This window comes from Stagnihabitans tardus (assembly GCF_009925085.1).
GTDB classification, from domain to species: domain Bacteria; phylum Pseudomonadota; class Alphaproteobacteria; order Rhodobacterales; family Rhodobacteraceae; genus Stagnihabitans; species Stagnihabitans tardus.
In genome coordinates, this window is the sequence record NZ_JAABNR010000004.1 from 86,829 (window position 1) to 103,394 (window position 16,566).

14 protein-coding genes and 1 tRNA gene are annotated in these 16,566 nt (G+C 68.1%); 11 read left to right on the top strand and 4 right to left on the bottom strand.

Annotated features, from left to right (window positions below; all coding sequences use genetic code 11):
* Positions 1-28 precede the first annotated feature (28 nt).
* The 5 genes from GV832_RS05320 to GV832_RS05340 all read left to right on the top strand — a co-directional run bounded on the left by GV832_RS05320 (position 29) and on the right by GV832_RS05340 (position 7,572).
* Entirely contained in the window at positions 29-2,503 is a 2,475-nt protein-coding gene (locus GV832_RS05320) for a beta strand repeat-containing protein (protein ID WP_168773801.1), read from the top strand.
* A gap of 52 nt (positions 2,504-2,555) precedes the next feature.
* Positions 2,556-2,632 (top strand) — tRNA-Met (locus tag GV832_RS05325).
* A 131-nt stretch (positions 2,633-2,763) separates the two neighbouring features.
* The gene (locus tag GV832_RS05330) at positions 2,764-3,414 is read left to right on the top strand and encodes an OB-fold-containig protein (protein ID WP_227754250.1); all 651 of its coding nucleotides are present in this window, start codon (positions 2,764-2,766) and stop codon (positions 3,412-3,414) included.
* A gap of 27 nt (positions 3,415-3,441) precedes the next feature.
* Positions 3,442-5,058 (top strand): flotillin family protein, encoded by a 1,617-nt coding sequence (locus GV832_RS05335; protein WP_168773961.1) that lies wholly within the window; start codon positions 3,442-3,444, stop codon positions 5,056-5,058.
* Positions 5,059-5,127: 69 nt separating this feature from the next.
* Positions 5,128-7,572 (top strand): calcium-binding protein, encoded by a 2,445-nt coding sequence (locus GV832_RS05340; protein WP_168773802.1) that lies wholly within the window; start codon positions 5,128-5,130, stop codon positions 7,570-7,572.
* Here the strand turns inward: GV832_RS05340 and GV832_RS05345 are convergent.
* Together GV832_RS05345 and GV832_RS05350 are read right to left on the bottom strand one after the other, a co-directional pair.
* Positions 7,569-8,885, bottom strand: a complete 1,317-nt coding sequence (locus GV832_RS05345; RefSeq protein WP_168773803.1) for an ATP-binding protein — start codon at positions 8,883-8,885, stop codon at positions 7,569-7,571. The two genes, GV832_RS05340 and GV832_RS05345, sit on opposite strands and share 4 nt — an antisense overlap.
* Positions 8,882-9,544 (bottom strand): response regulator transcription factor, encoded by a 663-nt coding sequence (locus GV832_RS05350; protein WP_168773804.1) that lies wholly within the window; start codon positions 9,542-9,544, stop codon positions 8,882-8,884. The genes GV832_RS05345 and GV832_RS05350 overlap by 4 nt, the downstream gene beginning before the upstream one ends.
* A gap of 131 nt (positions 9,545-9,675) precedes the next feature.
* On the opposite strand from GV832_RS05350, the gene GV832_RS05355 reads away from it, so the two are divergent.
* Genes GV832_RS05355 through GV832_RS05370 form a run of 4 tightly spaced genes read left to right on the top strand, consistent with a single transcriptional unit; the run spans position 9,676 to position 13,560 of the window.
* Positions 9,676-10,035: a hypothetical protein gene (locus tag GV832_RS05355; protein WP_168773805.1), complete on the top strand. Its 360-nt coding sequence runs from the start codon at positions 9,676-9,678 to the stop codon at positions 10,033-10,035.
* A gap of 55 nt (positions 10,036-10,090) precedes the next feature.
* The gene (locus tag GV832_RS05360; RefSeq protein ID WP_168773806.1) at positions 10,091-10,567 is read left to right on the top strand and encodes a DUF2271 domain-containing protein; all 477 of its coding nucleotides are present in this window, start codon (positions 10,091-10,093) and stop codon (positions 10,565-10,567) included.
* 1 nt (position 10,568) lies between these two features.
* Complete coding sequence (locus GV832_RS05365; protein ID WP_168773807.1) at positions 10,569-12,695, top strand: PepSY domain-containing protein; 2,127 nt, start codon at positions 10,569-10,571, stop codon at positions 12,693-12,695.
* Positions 12,676-13,560, top strand: coding sequence for an FAD:protein FMN transferase (locus GV832_RS05370; protein WP_227754251.1), 885 nt, complete (start codon positions 12,676-12,678; stop codon positions 13,558-13,560). Before GV832_RS05365 ends, GV832_RS05370 begins: the two co-directional genes overlap by 20 nt.
* Here GV832_RS05370 and GV832_RS05375 read toward each other — a convergent pair.
* Positions 13,533-14,330, bottom strand: coding sequence for an alpha/beta fold hydrolase (locus tag GV832_RS05375; protein WP_168773808.1), 798 nt, complete (start codon positions 14,328-14,330; stop codon positions 13,533-13,535). The two genes, GV832_RS05370 and GV832_RS05375, sit on opposite strands and share 28 nt — an antisense overlap.
* A 126-nt stretch (positions 14,331-14,456) precedes the next feature.
* On the opposite strand from GV832_RS05375, the gene tal reads away from it, so the two are divergent.
* Both tal and GV832_RS05385 read left to right on the top strand, forming a co-directional pair.
* The gene (gene tal, locus GV832_RS05380; protein WP_168773809.1) at positions 14,457-15,395 is read left to right on the top strand and encodes a transaldolase; all 939 of its coding nucleotides are present in this window, start codon (positions 14,457-14,459) and stop codon (positions 15,393-15,395) included.
* Between the two features lie 245 nt (positions 15,396-15,640).
* A complete protein-coding gene (locus GV832_RS05385) occupies positions 15,641-16,087 on the top strand; it encodes a thiol-disulfide oxidoreductase DCC family protein (RefSeq protein WP_168773810.1) in 447 nt (148 codons plus the stop codon).
* Between the two features lie 29 nt (positions 16,088-16,116).
* Here the strand turns inward: GV832_RS05385 and GV832_RS05390 are convergent, their stop codons facing one another.
* Complete coding sequence (locus tag GV832_RS05390; protein WP_168773811.1) at positions 16,117-16,563, bottom strand: Lrp/AsnC family transcriptional regulator; 447 nt, start codon at positions 16,561-16,563, stop codon at positions 16,117-16,119.
* Positions 16,564-16,566 lie beyond the last annotated feature (3 nt).

The following is a 16,566-nucleotide window of genomic DNA, read 5'->3' on the forward strand; positions in this document are numbered from 1 at the left end:
CGGCAGCTTCAGCAATTGGAGCCAAGGCATGACGGTGTTCACGGGAACGGCCAATACGGACAATTTCGTCGGCGCGGCCGACGTCGCCGATACGTTCAACTTCAGCTTCGCCAACCTGTCGGGCAGCGATACGGTGGATGGCGGCGCCGGCTCGGGGGATATCCTGCGCCTGACATCGGCGGGCACGGTGACCGCCGCGCTCTTGGCCAACAAATCCGGGCTCGAGCAGATCAATCTTTCGGCCGCGGGCAATGACCTGACGCTGGACACGGTCTTCCTGGCGGCCAACGGGGGCCGCTTCACCATCCAGGGCAATGACATCGGCAACGCGGTCTCGATCTTTTCGACCGGCCCCATGGTGGTGACCTACCGCGCCTTCGGGGGCGGAGACACGGTGACGGGCGGCCAGGGGCGCGAGATCATCGAGGCCTCGGCCGCGATCTTCGGCGACCTGGGCGAGGGCGACGACATCCTGCGCCTGGGCAATATCGCGGCATCGGGCGGGACGCTGCGGGGCGGGATCGGCGACGACCGGCTGGAGATCCTGGCGGGCGGGGCCTGGAATGTCGCCTCCTATGCGGGTTTCGAAGAGGTCATCCTCTCCAAGGCCACGACGCTGACGATGGCGGCAGAGGTGGGGCAAAGCCTGGAGGGCTCGGTCGCGCGCGACGTGATCACCCTGGGCGCCGCAGGCCAGACCGTCCATGCCGACCTTGGCGATGACGAGGTGAGGGTGACCTCCACCACCCTGGCGGGCGCCTTCCTGAACGGCGGGGGGCAAGTCAACCGCGATGTCCTGGTGCTGGAGGGCGGCGGCAACTTCAACCTGCGCAGCGGGGCCATCGTGACCGGCTTCGAGCGGGTCGTGGTGGGCGATGGTTCGGGCAACACCTCCAGCACCGTCATCTTCGGGGCCAACCAGACCGACATCGTCCTGCGCAACGGCGGTTCCTTCAACCTCAGCAACAACGCCGCAACCGTGGTCCAGGGCAGCCGCTTCACCGACACCGTGTTCCTTGGCGCTTCGGGCCAGGTGGTCGACATGGGCGGCGGTGCCGATTTGGTCGGGGTCACGGTCATCCACCTGATGGGCGGAGCGATGATCTCGGGCGGGCGGGGCTATGACCGCATCGGCCTGCTCTCGGGCGGGGTCCTCGACATGACCCAATCAGGCACTGTCGTCGGGGTCGAGGCATTGAACCTGAACTATGCCACCACGCTGATCGGCAATGACAGCATCACCGAGATCCAGGGTTCGAGTGTGGCCGACGACATCTCCTCCCGCGCCCGTTTCGCGCAGATCTTCGGCAATGCCGGGGCCGATATCTTCCGGGTCTGGGGCCAGGGCCAGGCCATGATCGGGGGGACCGGGGCGGATATCTTCGAAATCCGCGCCGCCAGTCTTGGAAGCCTGGGCAACCAGGCCCTGGGCTTCATCGGCGGAAATGCGGTCAACGACATCTTCGACACCGAGAATGACGTGCTGGTTCTGGGCAATGGGGCAGAGGGGGCGGGCTTCTTCGAGCTGGACCTCGCCCCCTATGAAGTGGGCGGCATCGACCGGATCAACTTCAACCTCACCTCTTACAGCCAGGGCGTCCTGCGGCTGGACGACCAGGTCGTGGGCTTTGCCGATGGCGACCGCGACGGGCTGCGGGGCGATCTGTGGATCACCGGGCTCAGCTCCAGCGGGGACACGCTGATCGACGGCTCCCTGGTGACCGGAAGCCGCCGCTTGGTGGTCAATGTCGGCAGTTCCGGCTTTTCCGGCAAGGACACGATGCTGGGCGGGGCGGGCAACGATTTCTTCAACGGCGCTGCGGGCAACGATCTCTTGAACGGCGGCGGAGGGGCGGACACGCTGCGCGGCTTTGACGGCGACGACACGCTTCTGGGCGGCGCAGGCAATGACAGCCTTTTCGGCGACGCTGGCCGCGACAGCTATACCGGCGGGGCCGGGGGCGACATCCTGGATCTTGCCACCTCCTTCACCGAAAGCATCAACACGGTCATCTATACCTCGGCCAATGACGGCACCGCCGACCTCGACCCCGGCATCGTGACCGAGGCCCAGGCGGACAAGATCATGTTCTTCGACCCGGCCAGGGATTTCTTCGTCTTCGATCGCAGCGACCTTGGGCTGAATGCGGGCGGTGTCACGCGGGTGGCCGCCAACGGGGCCTGGAACCCCTCTTCCGCGGCGGTCTTCCTCTTTGAAAGCGACACGGGATCGGCCGACACGATCCTGGCCGACAATTTCGTCTCGATGGCCGATCTCTTCACCTTCAACGCGGACAACTTTTCCGTCACGGGTTCGGCGCCCGGCTCGACGGCGATCCTCTTCATCTCGAATGCCGAGACTTCGGCGGTGCGACGGACCGGGATCTATCACTGGATCGACGACGGCGACGGGCTCCTGGAGGGGGGGGATACGATCCGGCTCCTGGGCATCGTCCAGGGGGTGACGGCGAACCAGATCGTCAATGTCCAGATTTTCGACTGATGCGTTTCCCCTCTTGACGCTGGCTGGGGGGGGCCGTATCAGGCGCCCCAGTGGCTAGGTAGCTCAGTTGGTTAGAGCATGCGACTCATAATCGCAGGGTCGGGGGTTCGAGTCCCCCCCTCGCCACCATCATTCCATCTTCGCGCAAGCGTCCCATTCCGGGGGCTGTCCAATTCTCTTTTGCGCAGTCCTTGACCGCAGCGGAATTGATTGCCACTTTCACCCAAGGGGTCAGACCCCCCTCGAAAGTTCGGTATCCCTTGCTCTCAACGGCATTTCTTCCCTTTACCTTCGCCTTCGTCCTGCTTGCTGGACTGGTGCTTCTGGAGCTCGTTGCGCTCTTGTTGGGCGGCTCGCTGATCGGGTCGGATGCGCCCGAGGTCGATCTTGACCCGGGGCTGGATGCCGAGCCCGATATCGACGCGCTTCTGGCGGGCGGGCCCGAGACCGAGTTGGCCCCCGATGGCTTCGGCCTGCGTGGCGCGCCCTTGATCATCTGGCTTGCGGCGGCGCTTCTGGGCTTTGGCGCTGCGGGCGTGATGATCCAGTCGCTGGCGGCCGCGCTCTCCGCGCCCCTGCCGCTTTGGGGGGCGCTTCCCCTGGCGCTGGTCGCGGGCCTGGGCTTTGCCCGCGCCTTTGGCCGGGCCTTCGCCCGCCTGATCCCGCGCATCGAGACCACGGCCACTTCGACCCAGTTCATGGGCGGGCTTCGCGGCATCGTCACCCAGGGCACCGCGCGGCGTGGCCAGGCCGCCGAGGTCCGCCTGCGCGACCGCCATGGCAACCTCCATCACCTGCGCTGCGAACCCTATCGCGAGGACGACGTGATCCCCGAGGGCGCCGAGGTCCTGACCATCCGCCGCCGCGCCCCCGACGGCAGCTTCATCTTGCGCATCATCGCCACAACCTGACCCTTTCGGAACGGAATTCCCATGCCAATGCCCCTGGAAAGCCTTGCCATCATCGCCCTGGCCGTCCTGTGTTTCTTCCTGCTTCTGGGCCTGACCCTGGCGCGGCTCTACCGCCGCGCCACGCGGGAAATGAGCCTGGTCAAGACCGGCGCAGGCGGGCGGCGGGTCATCATGGACGGCGGCGTCATCGTCCTGCCTCTGCTGCATGAGATCAGCAAGGTCAACATGAAGACCCTGCGGCTGGAGGTTCACCGCGCCGCCGAAGCCGCGCTGATCACCAAGGACCGGATGCGCGTCGATGTGGGGGTCGAGTTCTACGTCTCGGTCCAGGCCACCGAGGACGGGATCAGCCGCGCGGCCCAGACGCTGGGCGACCGGACCTTCAACGTCGACCAGCTGCGCGAGATGATCGAAGGCAAGCTGATCGACGGCTTGCGCGCCGTGGCCGCGCGGATGTCGATGGATGAACTCCACGAAAACCGCACCCATTTCGTGCAAGAGGTGCAGAATGCGGTCTCGAATGACCTCTTGAAGAACGGGCTCGAGCTGGAAAGCGTGTCGCTGACCGCCCTGGACCAGACGCCCTTTGCGGCCCTGGATGAAAACAACGCCTTCAACGCGGTCGGCATGCGCAAGCTGGCCGAGGTCATTGCGACCTCGAAGAAGGAACGCGCCCAGATCGACGCCGATGCCGAGGTCTTTGTGCGCCGCGCCGCGATGGAGGCGGAAAAGCTGAAAATGCAGATCGTGCGCGACGAGGAAGAGGCGCGCATCGCCCGCACCCAGGAAATCGAGCAGATGAAGGCGGCGCAGGACAGCCAGATCACCCGCGCCCGCGAACAGGCGGAATCGGAAAAGGAACGCGCCCGCATCCTGCGCGAGCAAGAGATCAAGTCGGCCGAAATCGCCCGCGAACGCGCCATGGAAGAGGCGCAAATCACCAAGGAACGCGAGATCGAAGTCGCCAACCAGGACCGCCAGATCGTCATCGCCCAGAAGTCCGAGGCCGAAAGCCGCGCCCGGGCCTCTGCCGATGCGGCGCGGGCCGAGGCGATCAAGGCCTCGGAAGCCATCGAGACGGCGCGTGCCGTTGCCGCTGCCGAGCGGGAGAAGGAAATCGCCCTGATCCAGGCCCGCCGCGAGGCCGAACGCGAGACCACGCGACTGCGCCTGGAGGCCGAGACCGAAAAGGCCGTCGCCGCCGACCGCGCCGAGGCGCGTCTCTCCGAAGCCGAGGCCGAGGCGCAATCCATCACCATCCGGGCGGCGGCGAAAAAGGCCGACCTTCTGGCCGAGGCTGAGGGCAAGCAGGCGCTCGCCAATTCGGAAAACACCCTCTCGCCCGAGATCATCGCGCTGCGCCTGGCCGTCGCCCGTCTGGAAGCCCTGCCGAGGATCGTGGCCGAGATGGTGAAGCCGGCCGAAAAGATCCAGTCGATCCGCATCAACCAGGTCTCGGGCCTGGGTGGGGCCTCGTCGGGCGGAGAGGGCCACAAGGCGCCGGTCAACCAGGCCTTTGACGCCATGCTGGGGGCGGCCCTGCAGCTTCCGGCGATGAAGAAGCTGGGTGAAGAGATCGGGCTGAACTTCGACAACGGCCTGACGGGGCTTCTGGACGAGCCCACCCAACCGCCGTCGACCTGAGCCGGGGCAGGGCTTGACCCCGGCCCTGCGGCTGCGCCAAATGGCCGGATATGAGTGGCGGAGTTTTTGATGGCGATCTTGGAAACCAATGGCGCTGCGGTCACGATGACCCTGGCCGAATTCCTGTCATGGGACCGGATCGTCCATTCCCTGGCCACGCCCTGGGTGCCGATCTCCATCACCCTGACCACCCCCGGCGCCGCGAACCTGGGGGCCCGCGTCCCCTCGCAGGTCACCACCTTCACCTTGGCCAATGGCAGCTGGCACCTGACCTTCGGCGGCGAGTTCGACCGGGTCCTTGCGCTTGGCGGCAACGACTGGCTGGACACGGGCAGCGGCAAGGACACGGTCTTTGGCGGAGCGGGCAGGGACACGGTCTTTGGCGGCCTGGGCGAGGACCTGCTTCAGGGCGAGGCGGGCGCGGACCTGATCCATGGCGGGGATGGCAACGACACGCTCACGGGCGGGATCGGCAGCGACAGGCTTTATGGCGGCGCGGGCAATGACCAGGCCCAGGGCGACGACGGCAACGACCTGATCGACGGAGGGGAGGGGAACGACACGCTGCAGGGCGGGATCGGCAACGACACGCTTTCTGGCGGCGCGGGCAATGACCTGTTGCAAGCGGGTGCGGGGCGGGATGCGTTGGATGGCGGGCTTGGCGACGATACCTATGTCGTGGGCTTGGGCCAGACGCTCGCCGCCCTGACGGATGCGGGCGGCAATGACGTCCTGATCGTGACCAGCGCACCGCAGCCCCTGGCGGCACCGGTGCATATCACCTCGCGCGCGGATCTCGGCTTGCCCCTGTTGACCGGGATCGAGACGCTGCGCTTCGACGACAAGATCAGCTTCTCGGCCTTCGATGACGTGATCGAGCTGCTGACGCTGAACCTGGCCTGGCATTCCGAACTCTCCACGTCCAATCCCGAGCTGGCCGATTGCTGGCGGCTGGGCGCGGGCAATGACAGCTTCACCGGGGCCTGGCTCTTCGATGCGGTGGATGGCGGCACCGGGGACGACCGGCTTTTCGGCATGGGCGGCGACGATCTCCTGCGCGGCGGGGCGGGCAACGACTACATCGACGGCGGCCTTGGCCGTGACACGCTGGTCGCAGGAAGCGGCCGCGACACGCTGGTCGGCGGCGAAGGGAACGACCGCTATTACATCTCGGATGCCTCGGTCCAGATCATCGAGATCGCCGCCGGGGGCGGTGAGACGATCTATACCACGGTCAGCATCGACCTGCGCAACATCCCCAATGTCGAGAGCCTGGCTGCTCTGGGCAGCGTCGGGCTCAGCCTGACCGGGACCTCGGTGATCAACCTGATCACCGGCGGCGTGGGGAACGACACGCTGGACGGGCAGGGCGCGCGGGACAGCCTGACCGGCGGCCTGGGCGATGACACCTATATCATCAACGACGCCAGGGCAGAGATCTTCGAGAATGCCAATGGGGGTATCGACACGCTCCGCACCGACTTGTCCTATGTCATGCTGCCGCTGAACATCGAGCACCTGGTCTATACGGGCAGCGGCAATTTCACCGGCAATGGCTGGTCCAGGGCGCTGTCCGTCACCTCGGGCGCGGGCAATGACACATTGAGCAACGCCCAAGCCATGTATGGCGGGGAGGGGGACGATACCTATTACGTCTCATGGTCGAGCCCGGCCATGCGTGCCTTCGAGAACGCGGATGGCGGCCACGACACCTTGCACATCAGGGCCCCGGCGAACTTCGTCCTCTGGGACAATATCGAGGACATGGTCCAGACCGGCGGCATCGCCCAGGCGCATGGCAATGCGCTGGACAACGAGATCTGGGGCTTCAATGTCGAGGGCGGCGCGGGCAATGACACGATGCACGGGACCTCGAAGGTTTCGAATATCCTAGACGGCGGCCTCGGCAACGATGTTCTGATCGGCGGGGTGGGCAATGACACTTTCGTGCTGGACAGTGTCGACGATGTCTATTCCGACACCGGCGGAACGGATGACCGGATCCGCATCGTGGTTTCTGACTTCTTCCAGCTGCAAGAGGGCATCGAAGCCGTGGAGACCCTGGGCGTCGGGGCGACGGTTGCAGGCAATGCGATTGCCGAGACCTTCTATGGCGGCGACGGAGACGATATCTTTGACGGCGGAGCCGGGGCGGACCGCCTCTTTGGCGGTGGCGGGCATGACGCCTTCTACTTCTGGGGCGCCGATCTTGTGGCCGATTACCTGCCGAGTTTCGTGGCCTTGGGCGACAGTTCGGACATCTTCCTGATCGAAGGGGGCGCGGATGGTGCCTTTGACCTGCCCGAGGGGGAGCTTGCCGCCGATGCCTTCGTGTCGCATCGCACGGGAGCACCGGATATCACCGCCCGAACCCGGTTCTACATCGACTATGCGGCTGGGAGCCTCTGGTATGACCCCGATGGCTCGGGACAGGTCTATGACGGCTTCCTCATCGCCTGGGTCAGCATGGTTGCCGCCCCCAAGATCACCGCGGACAATTTCTTCGTGATCTAGGCCCCCGGCAGGCTCAGCGCGACCTCGACCCCATCCGCCCGCCCCGGGGCCGGAGAGGTCACGCTCAAGCCCGCCCCCGCACGCTCGGCGATGGTGCGCACGATGGCGAGGCCAAGGCCCGTGCCCTGGCTGCCCTCACCCTTCTCGAACCTTTGGCCGAGGCGCGCGATATCCGTGGCCGACAGCACCGGCCCCGCATTGGTCACCGTCAGGCGATTGGCCGAAAGCGTGACCGTCACCGGCTGATCCGGGGCGCCGTGGCGGAGCGCGTTTTCCACGAGGTTGCGGGCCAGGATGCCAAGGGCATCGGGCTCGATCACCGACAGGACCGGCTCTTCGGGCAGGGCCAGGCGGCAGTCGCCGCCCTCGCGCGTGGCATCCTGCACCACGATCCGCAAAACCGCGCGAATGTCGCTGGAGGCACCCCGCATCCGCCCGCCCTCGGCCCGCGCGAGCTGCATCAGCTTCTCGGAGGTCCGCATCAGCCGTTTCAGCGTGGCCTCGATCTCGGCGGCGCGCGGGGCGGCCTCGGGCGTCTCGGCGCGCAGGCGTTGCAGCTGGGCGATGGCGCCCGCCACCGGGGTGCGCAGCTCGTGGGCGGCATGGGAGGCGAAGTTGCGCTCGGCCTCAAACCCCGCGCCCAGCCGGGTGAAAAGCCCGTTCAGGGCCTGGGTGATCGGCTGCAACTCGCTGGGCAGCCCGGTCTCGGGCAGGGGAGAGAGGTCCTGCACCCCGCGCGCCGCGACCTCGGCCCGCAGGGCGCGCAGGGGCGAAAGGCCGCGCCGCACCGCCCAGGCGATGCCCAAAAGGCTCAGCGGCAAAAGCACGACCAGGGGCAGGACAAGGCGCAGCATCAAGGCCTGGACCAGCGCCGTCCGGCCGGTCAGGGGAGCGGCCACCGAAATCGTCAGCCCGCCGCCCTCTGCCGTGTAAAGCCGATGCGTGGCGCTGTCGGAAAAGCCCGGCGCCAGGCCCGGGGGAAGGATCGCATCCGTCCCCCCGGGCGAGCGCAGGACGACCTGTCCCGCCCCGTCGCGGACGACGAAGACCTGGACCGCGCGCAGATCGTCGCGGTCGCGGTCATGCTCCTCGCGGCGCTCGTCATGGTCGTCGTCCTCGCCGTCATGCGACCTTTCGCCGAAGCCCCTGCTGGCCAGGGGCAAGAGGCGCTCGGCCGTGGCGCGCAGGTCTTCGTCAAACAGCGTGCGGATCTCGCGGCTGACGCGGTCGGCCGTCAGACCCGCCGCCAAGAGCCAGAAGAGCGTCGCCCCAAGCCCCACGATCAGCGCAAGCCGCCGCTCGATCGAGGTCATGACGGTTTCCCCAAACGGTATCCCAGGCCCCATTCGGTCTTGATCGCCCAGGCGCCCAGTTTCTTGCGCAGCCGCGAGACATGGACCTCGATCGCATTGCTTTCGACCCCGTCGCCGAAGGTGTAAAGCCGCTCTTCCAGTTGCGCCTTGGACAGGACCTGGCCCGGGCGCTGAAGGAAGGCCTCGAAGAGCACCCATTCCCGCGCGGTCAGCGTCACGGGGCGCCCCCCCAGGGTCACGCTGCGGGCGGCGAGGTCGATTTCCAGCCCGCCCAGCGAAATCAGCGGGTTGGGGTTGCCCGCATAGCGCCTTGCCACCGATCCGATTCGGGCCGAAAGCTCGGTCAGGTCAAAGGGCTTGACCAGGTAGTCATCGGCGCCCGCGTTCAGCCCCTCGATCCGGTCCGAGACCTGGTCCAGCGCGGTCAGGATGATGACCGGGGTGACATCGCCCCTCCCCCGAAGTGACCGCAGGAAGGGCAGGCCGCGCCCGTCGGGCAGCATCAGGTCCAAAAGCACCAGGTCGAAGCCCGTCGTCCGGATCGCGGCGCCCGCAAGGTCCAGCCGGGTGACCCAATCGACCGAATGGCCATCGGCGGCGATCTGGTCGCGCACGGCGGCACCAAGGACGGAGTCGTCTTCGATCAAGAGGATGCGCATGGGGTCTCCTTTGTCCCTGTGTAATGCGCGGCAAAGCTGACGGAAAGCTGAAGCAGGTTTTTGCGCCCCGTCAGGAAGTCGTCAGAACCCGGGCGCATATCGGTCTCATCGGATAGCCAAGGAGACGATCCATGAAGACCACGTCCAAGGCCCTGCTGGCCGCCATGACCCTCTTGAGCCTCGGCCTTGCGGGCCTCGCCCAGGCCCAGGCCCCCATCGCCCCCAACCTGACGGCGCCCGAGGCCCCGCTTGTTGCCGTCGACTATGACGAGGACGACGACGAGGGCGAAGGCTGGTTCAGCCACCGTCGCGGCCATGGCGACCACGAAGACCATGAGCGCGGCGACCATGACGATGACGACGATGACGACGGAGAGGGCGGTTGCCGGGGCGCGACCGATGCCGATGGCCGCTGCCAGACCGGCCAAAGCGCCTCGCCGCCCGCCAATGGGCTCTTCAACGGCGCCGCACCCAAGGCCCAGGTGAACTGAACCTCTTCGCGCCGGACATGAGCCCGGCGCGCCCTTCCAAAACCAAAGGCTTGCCATGACCACGCTTTCCCAAGTCCTCACCGCCTCCACCGCGCTTGCCGGTGCCCTTGTCCTGCCCGGCTTGGCCGAGGCCCGGCAGGTCACCCTGACGACCGAGCTGGCCAATTATGGCGGCGACGGCGCTTACCTGGCCTTCTATGTCACCGATGCCTCGGGCAAATACATGGGCTCGCTCTGGATGTCGGGGGGGCGGTCGAAGTATTACCGCCACCTCTCGGGCTGGGAACAGGCCTCGGGCGGCGATCCGGCCGAGGTCGCGGGCATCACCGGCGCCTCGGTCGGCCAGGGCCAGACCCTGACCCTGACGCTGGACCTGGCCGACAGCCTGTTTGACGCGGGCTATGTCCTGCATGTCGATGCCGCCGTCGAGCATATGCGCGACAGCCCCGACGAAATCGCCGTTCCGCTGACCGCCGCCGGGGTTTCGGCCAAGGGCGGCACCTATATCGCCAAGCTCAGCTACAAGTCCTGACATGACCCGCCCCCTGCACCGCTTCACCGGGCTGATCCTTGGCCTTTTCCTCACGGTCGTGGCGCTTTCGGGCGCCGCGCTTTCCGTCCTTCCGGCGCTGGAGAGCTGGGGGGCGGGGGGGCTGGACATGACGGCGGCAGAGCTCGTCTCCCGGGTCACCGCCGCCAATCCGGGGGTGGAAGAGATCCTCGTCTCGGCTGCGGGGCGGGTCACGGCCTATACCGCCGATGCGACGCTGGTGGTGGATCCGGTGACCGGGGCGGGCAGCCCGGTGCCCGCGCCAGGCGCCTGGGTGACCTGGGCGGAAAACCTGCACCGGTCGCTGTTCCTTGGCGATGCGGGGCGGATCGCGGTGGCGGTGCTGGCGGCGGCCATGCTGGGGCTGTCGGCCACCGGCCTGCGGCTCCTGGCGCGGCGGGCGGGGGGCTGGCGCGCGGTGCTGGCGCCGCAAAAGGGTCGGGGCTGGGCGCGGACCCATGCCGAGGTCGCCCGTGCGGCGGCCCTGGCCCTGGTCCTTTCCTCGCTGACCGGGCTTTGGATGACGGCCTCGACCTTCGACCTTTTGCCCGCTGCCGAAAGCCCGGATTTCCCGGCCCAGGTCTCGGGCCTGACCGGGGCGGCGCTGCCCCTGGACTTCCCCGCCAGCCAATTGCGCGACCTGACCTTCCCGCGTGACGCGCAGGACGCCTTTGCCCTGACCACGACCGAGGGTTCGGGCTATATCGACCAGGGCACGGGCGCGACCCTGGCCTGGGTGGCCCCGACCTGGGCCGACCGTGTCTCGGCCTGGGCGCAGCTCTTGCACACCGGGCAGGGCGCCGCCGTCCTGGGGCTGGTCCTGGGCCTGGCCGCCCTGACGACGCCCTTCCTCGCGGTCTCGGGCGCCCTGATGCGCAGCCTGGGCCGCCGCCAGAGCTTTGCCTCGGCCCAGGCCGCCGACACGGTCATCCTTGTGGGCTCCGAGGGCGGCTCGACCTGGGGTTTCGCCCAGACCCTCGCCCGGGCGCTGAGGGCCAAGGGCGGCCAGCCGCATCTGGCCCCGCTGTCCGATTTCGCGCCCGAGACCTGGCCCCAGGCCAAGCGCCTCCTGGTCCTGACCGCGACCTATGGCGACGGCGAGGCCCCCGCCTCTGCCGGGGATGTCCTCTCGCGGATCAAGACCCTGCCCAAGGCACCAGCCATCCCCCTCGCCGTCCTGGGCTTCGGCGACCGCTCCTTCCCGCGCTTCTGCGCCTTTGCCGAAGAGCTGGCCGCCGCCGCCCATGCCAAGGGCTGGCCGCGCCTGATGCCCCTGGCCTCGGTCGACCGCCAATCGGCGCAGGACTTCGCCCGCTGGGGCCGCGACCTTGGAGCGGCCCTGGGGATGGAGCTGAGCCTTGACCACGAGGCCCCCTTGCCGGCCACCGACCGCCTGGCCCTGATCTCGCGCCGCGACTATGGCGCCGACTTGCAGATGCCCGCCGCCATCCTGCGCTTTGCTGCGCCCAAGCGGGGCCTTTGGGCTCGGCTGACCGGGCAGGGTGCGTTCCAGCCCGGCGACCTCTTGGGGATCCTCCCCGAGGGCTCGACCGTGCCGCGCTTCTATTCCCTGGCCTCGGGGTCACGGGATGGCTTCGTGGAGATCTGCATCCGCAGGCATGAGGGCGGCCTTTGTTCGGGCCAGCTTCACGCCATGAAGCCCGGCGACCAGGTCCGCGCCTTTGTCCGGCCGAACCCGGCCTTCCATGCGGGGGACCGCCCCTTGATCCTGATCGGCGCGGGCACCGGGATCGGGCCCCTGGCCGGGATCATAAGGGGCGCCCGCCAGCCCGCGCGGCTCTTCTTCGGGATGCGCCATGCCGCCAGCGATTACTACTATGCCGAGGACCTGGCCGAGTGGCAGGCCCAGGGCCGCCTGACCGGCCTGCACCTGGCCTTTTCCCGTGGCAACCGCCCGCATTACGTCCAGGACGCCCTGCGGCTCGAGGCCGAGGCCCTGCGCGAGGCGGTGGCCAGGGGCGCCCGGATCATGGTCTGCGGCGGGCGCGAGATGGGGGCAGGCGTGCGCGCCACGCTCTCCGACATCCTCTCGCCCCTGACGCTGGACCGACTGGCCAAGGAGGGCCGTTATGCGGAAGACACCTATTAAGACGAACGGCGCGACCATGGGCACCCGCTGGCAGGCGCTGACCCAGGACCCCGTGCCCCAGGAGGCCCTGCAAGCCGCGGTGGAGGAGATCGATGCCCAGATGTCGCTCTGGCGGGCGGACAGCGACCTCTGCCGGCTGAACGCCGCCGCGCCCGGGGTCTGGGTGGACCTGCCCGCGCATCTGATGACCGTGCTTGAGGCGGGGCTCGGCATCGGGCGCGCCAGCGGTGGGGCCTTTGACATCGGCCTCGGCGATGCGGTGGCGGCCTGGGGCTTCGGGCCCGGTGCGGCCTCCGAGGCGGCCATCCGCGCCGCCCGCCATGCCCGAAGCCCGGCCCATGAGCTTCTGGAGCTCGACCCCGCCCGGGGCCGCGCGATGAAACACGCCCCCCTCTCGGTCGATCTGAACGGCATCGCCAAGGGCTATGGCGTCGACCGCCTGACCGAGGTGGCAAAGGCCCATGGCGTGACCTCGGGCCTTTTCGCCATCGACGGAGAGCTGCGCGCCATCGGTCCGCGCGCCTTCCCCGTCGCCGTCGAGGCCCCCCTCGTGGGCCACCGCGCCGCCCATTCGCTCTTGGGCCTGACCGATGCCGCCGTGGCAACCTCGGGCACCTATCGGCATTTCGTCACGGTCCAGGGCCGCCGCCTGTCGCATCTGATCGACCCTGCCACCGGGGCGCCCCTGCTGAACCCGCCCGACCAGGTGACGGTGCTGGCCAAGGACTGCATGTCTGCCGATGCCTGGGCCAAGGTCTTCATGGTGCTGCCGCAAGACCGCGCCCTGACCCTGGCCGCGCTGAACGGGGTCTCGGTCCTGAGCCTTGGGGCCAGGCCCTATGCGACCGGGGTCTTCGCCGCCTGAAGCCAGAGGCGCAGGGCCTCGACGGCCTCGGGCTCGTCGAGGAAGGGCATATGGCCGCGCCCCGGCACCTCGGCCGCGATCAGGTCGGGGCGGCGGCGTTGCATCTCAAGAAGGGTCTCCGCCGACAGAAGATCCGACCCCGCGCCCCGGATCACCGCCAGGTTGGCGGGCAGGAGGTCGTAAAGTGGCCAGAGGTCGGGCAGGGGGGCATCGAAAGCGGCGAGGAAGGCCTCGCGGAGGGCGGGGTCATAGTTCAGCCCCAGGCTCCCGTCGGGCCGCAGGAAAAGCCGCTCGGCTTCCGTCCGCCAGCGCGCCATGGGCACATCGGAGAACCCCGGGCCCCGCGACAGGGCCTCCGCTGCAGCCTCGAGGCTCGTGGGCGTCCGGCCGAGGTAATCCCCGATCCGCGCCAAGCCCTGCCGCTCGATCACTGGCCCGATATCGACGAGGCAGAGGCTCGCCACCCGCCCCTGCGCCGCCATGACCATCCCCAAAAGCCCCCCGCGTGAGGCGCCGATGACATGGGCGCGTCCAATCCCCAGGTGGTCGAGCAAAGCCACCGCATCCGCCGCCTCCTGCGGGACCGTATAGGGCGGGGTCCAGTCCGACAGCCCCCGACCCCGCGAGTCCAGCCGGATCAGCCGCAGCCCCAGCCCCGTGAGCGTATCGAAATCCCGACCCTCCCGCGTCAGGCCCGCAAGGCAGAGAACCGGCAGCCCCTCGCCCTCATCCCGGTAATGCAGCCGGACCCCGCCCGTCGTGAATTCCATGACCTCTCCTTTTCGCCCAGTCTAGCGCAGTCCGGGCCCCGCAAAAGCCTTTTGCCGCTTTTCCCCGGGGCGAAATCGGCCCATAAAGACCGCGGCCCACGTTAAAGCGTTATGTCGGAGGAACCTATGTCCAGCAAACTTGACCAACTTCGCCAGATGACCGTCGTGGTCGCCGATACCGGCGATATCGACGCCGTGCGCCGCCTGGCCCCCCAGGACTGCACCACCAATCCCTCGCTCGTGCTGAAGGCGGTGCAAAGCCCCGCCATGGCCGAGCGCGTGACCGAGACCGTGGCGCGTCTGAAGGGCGTGGCCAACCCGGTCGAAGCCATCATCCTCGACCTGACCATCGCGCTCGGCACCCAGCTTGCGGGCATCGTCCCGGGCCGGGTCTCGACGGAAGTCGATGCGCGCCTCTCCTTCGACAAGGCGGCCTCCATCGCCAAGGCCCATCAGCTGATCGAGGCCTATGCCAAGGCGGGCGTGGGCAAAGACCGCATCCTGATCAAGCTGGCCTCGACCTGGGAAGGCATCCAGGCCGCGCGCGAGCTGGAGAAGGCGGGCATCCAGTGCAACCTGACGCTTTTGTTCTCGATGGCCCAGGCCAAGGCCTGTGCGGACGCGGGCGCCTTCCTGATCTCGCCCTTCGTCGGGCGGATCACCGATTGGTTCACCAAGGCCACCGGCCAGACCTATACGCCCGAGACCGATCCGGGCGTCCTGTCGGTGCGCCGCATCTATGATCACTACAAGGCGCACGGCATCCCGACCGTGGTCATGGGCGCAAGCTTCCGCAACCCCGGCCAGATCGAGGCGCTGGCGGGCTGCGACCGGCTGACCATCTCGCCCGATCTTCTGGCGAAGCTGGGTGAGGACATGGGCGATCTGCCGCGCAAGCTGACCGCCGGGGCGGCGGGGGCGGCAGCGGCGCCGACCTCGGAAGAGGCCTTCCGCTGGGAGCACAACGAGGACGCCATGGCCACCGAGAAGCTCGCCGAGGGGATCCGCAACTTCAACCTTGACGCGATCAAGCTGGAGAAGATGATCGCCGAGAAACTGGCCTGAGAGGGAGGCCCCGGATCAAGTCCGGGGCAGCCCGTCGCGGGTGTGGAATGCAACGCCAGGAGGGTGTGATGGCCAAGGGACTGAACAAGCGCAAGGACGTGAAGAAGCCCAAGAAAGAGGTCGCGGCCAAGGCGGCGGTCTCGGCGGTCAAGCTGACCTCCAAGCCCAAGGACTGACCCCGGGTCCAAGGTTCGGACCGCTCCGGGACCTGCGCGCGGGTCCCGGACCTCTGCACGGGGGATGCGATGGATTACAGCTGGCGCCAGGACCCCGAGGTTCCGGCCTTTGACGATTCCGTCCCCGTTGCGGTGATGGATGCCGAATGCGCCATCTGCTCCTTTGGCGCGCGGATGATCCACCGGCTCGACCGCTCGGGCCGGGTGCGGATCTGCCCGGTCCAGAGCCCGCTGGGCGCGGCGCTCTTGCGCCACCACGGGTTCCAGCCGCGCGACCCCTCCTCCTGGCTTTACATCGACCGGGGCCGCGCCCATGCCGATTTCGACGCGGTCATCCATGCCGGGGAGAGCTTCGGCGGCTTTGGCCGGCTGACCTCGGTCCTGCGGCTGATCCCCAAGCGCCCGCGCGACTGGCTTTATGCGCGGCTCGCCCAAAACCGCTACAGGATCTTCGGGCGGGGCGACCTCTGCGGTCTGCCCGATCCGGGGCTCCAGGCGCGGATATTGCGGGGCTGAGGCGGCAGGCGGGCTTCACCCCGCCGCGTCTAGTCCTTCACCGTCTCCATCGCCACATAGGTCGAGGTCCCCGCCACATGGGGCAGGGCGGAAATCCTCTCGCCCAGGACCCGGCGATAGGCCTGGATGTCGCTGGTCCGCACCTTCAAGAGATAGTCGAAGCGGCTGGCGATCATGTGGCATTCCTCGACCTCGGGCACCGCAAGCACCGCGCGGTTGAAGGCCTGGAGCGCCGCCTCGCGGGTGTCCGACAGCCTGACCTCGACGAAAGCGACATGGGCCTGCCCCATGGCCACGCGGTCGAGCCGCGCCCCATAGCCCCGGATCACGCCCGAGGCCTCCAGCCGCTTGATCCGCGCCTGGACCGGGCTTTTCGAGAGCCCCACCCGCGCGCCGATCTCGGCGGCCGAGAGCCGCCCCTCGCCCTCCAGCACGGCCAGGATGGCAAGGTCAAAGCTGTCCAGGTCGTTTGGCATGTC

Excerpts from the sequence above, each read along its gene's own strand:
- GV832_RS05320 (WP_168773801.1), top strand. The coding sequence starts at position 29 with ATGACGGTGTTCACGGGAACGGCCAATACGGACAATTTCGTCGGCGCG.
- GV832_RS05335 (WP_168773961.1), top strand. The coding sequence starts at position 3,442 with ATGCCCCTGGAAAGCCTTGCCATCATCGCCCTGGCCGTCCTGTGTTTC.
- GV832_RS05340 (WP_168773802.1), top strand. The coding sequence starts at position 5,128 with ATGGCGATCTTGGAAACCAATGGCGCTGCGGTCACGATGACCCTGGCC.
- GV832_RS05345 (WP_168773803.1), bottom strand. The coding sequence starts at position 8,885 with ATGACCTCGATCGAGCGGCGGCTTGCGCTGATCGTGGGGCTTGGGGCG.
- GV832_RS05350 (WP_168773804.1), bottom strand. The coding sequence starts at position 9,544 with ATGCGCATCCTCTTGATCGAAGACGACTCCGTCCTTGGTGCCGCCGTG.
- GV832_RS05355 (WP_168773805.1), top strand. The coding sequence starts at position 9,676 with ATGAAGACCACGTCCAAGGCCCTGCTGGCCGCCATGACCCTCTTGAGC.
- GV832_RS05360 (WP_168773806.1), top strand. The coding sequence starts at position 10,091 with ATGACCACGCTTTCCCAAGTCCTCACCGCCTCCACCGCGCTTGCCGGT.
- GV832_RS05365 (WP_168773807.1), top strand. The coding sequence starts at position 10,569 with ATGACCCGCCCCCTGCACCGCTTCACCGGGCTGATCCTTGGCCTTTTC.
- GV832_RS05370 (WP_227754251.1), top strand. The coding sequence starts at position 12,676 with ATGCGGAAGACACCTATTAAGACGAACGGCGCGACCATGGGCACCCGC.
- GV832_RS05375 (WP_168773808.1), bottom strand. The coding sequence starts at position 14,330 with ATGGAATTCACGACGGGCGGGGTCCGGCTGCATTACCGGGATGAGGGC.
- tal (WP_168773809.1), top strand. The coding sequence starts at position 14,457 with ATGTCCAGCAAACTTGACCAACTTCGCCAGATGACCGTCGTGGTCGCC.
- GV832_RS05385 (WP_168773810.1), top strand. The coding sequence starts at position 15,641 with ATGGATTACAGCTGGCGCCAGGACCCCGAGGTTCCGGCCTTTGACGAT.
- GV832_RS05390 (WP_168773811.1), bottom strand. The coding sequence starts at position 16,563 with ATGCCAAACGACCTGGACAGCTTTGACCTTGCCATCCTGGCCGTGCTG.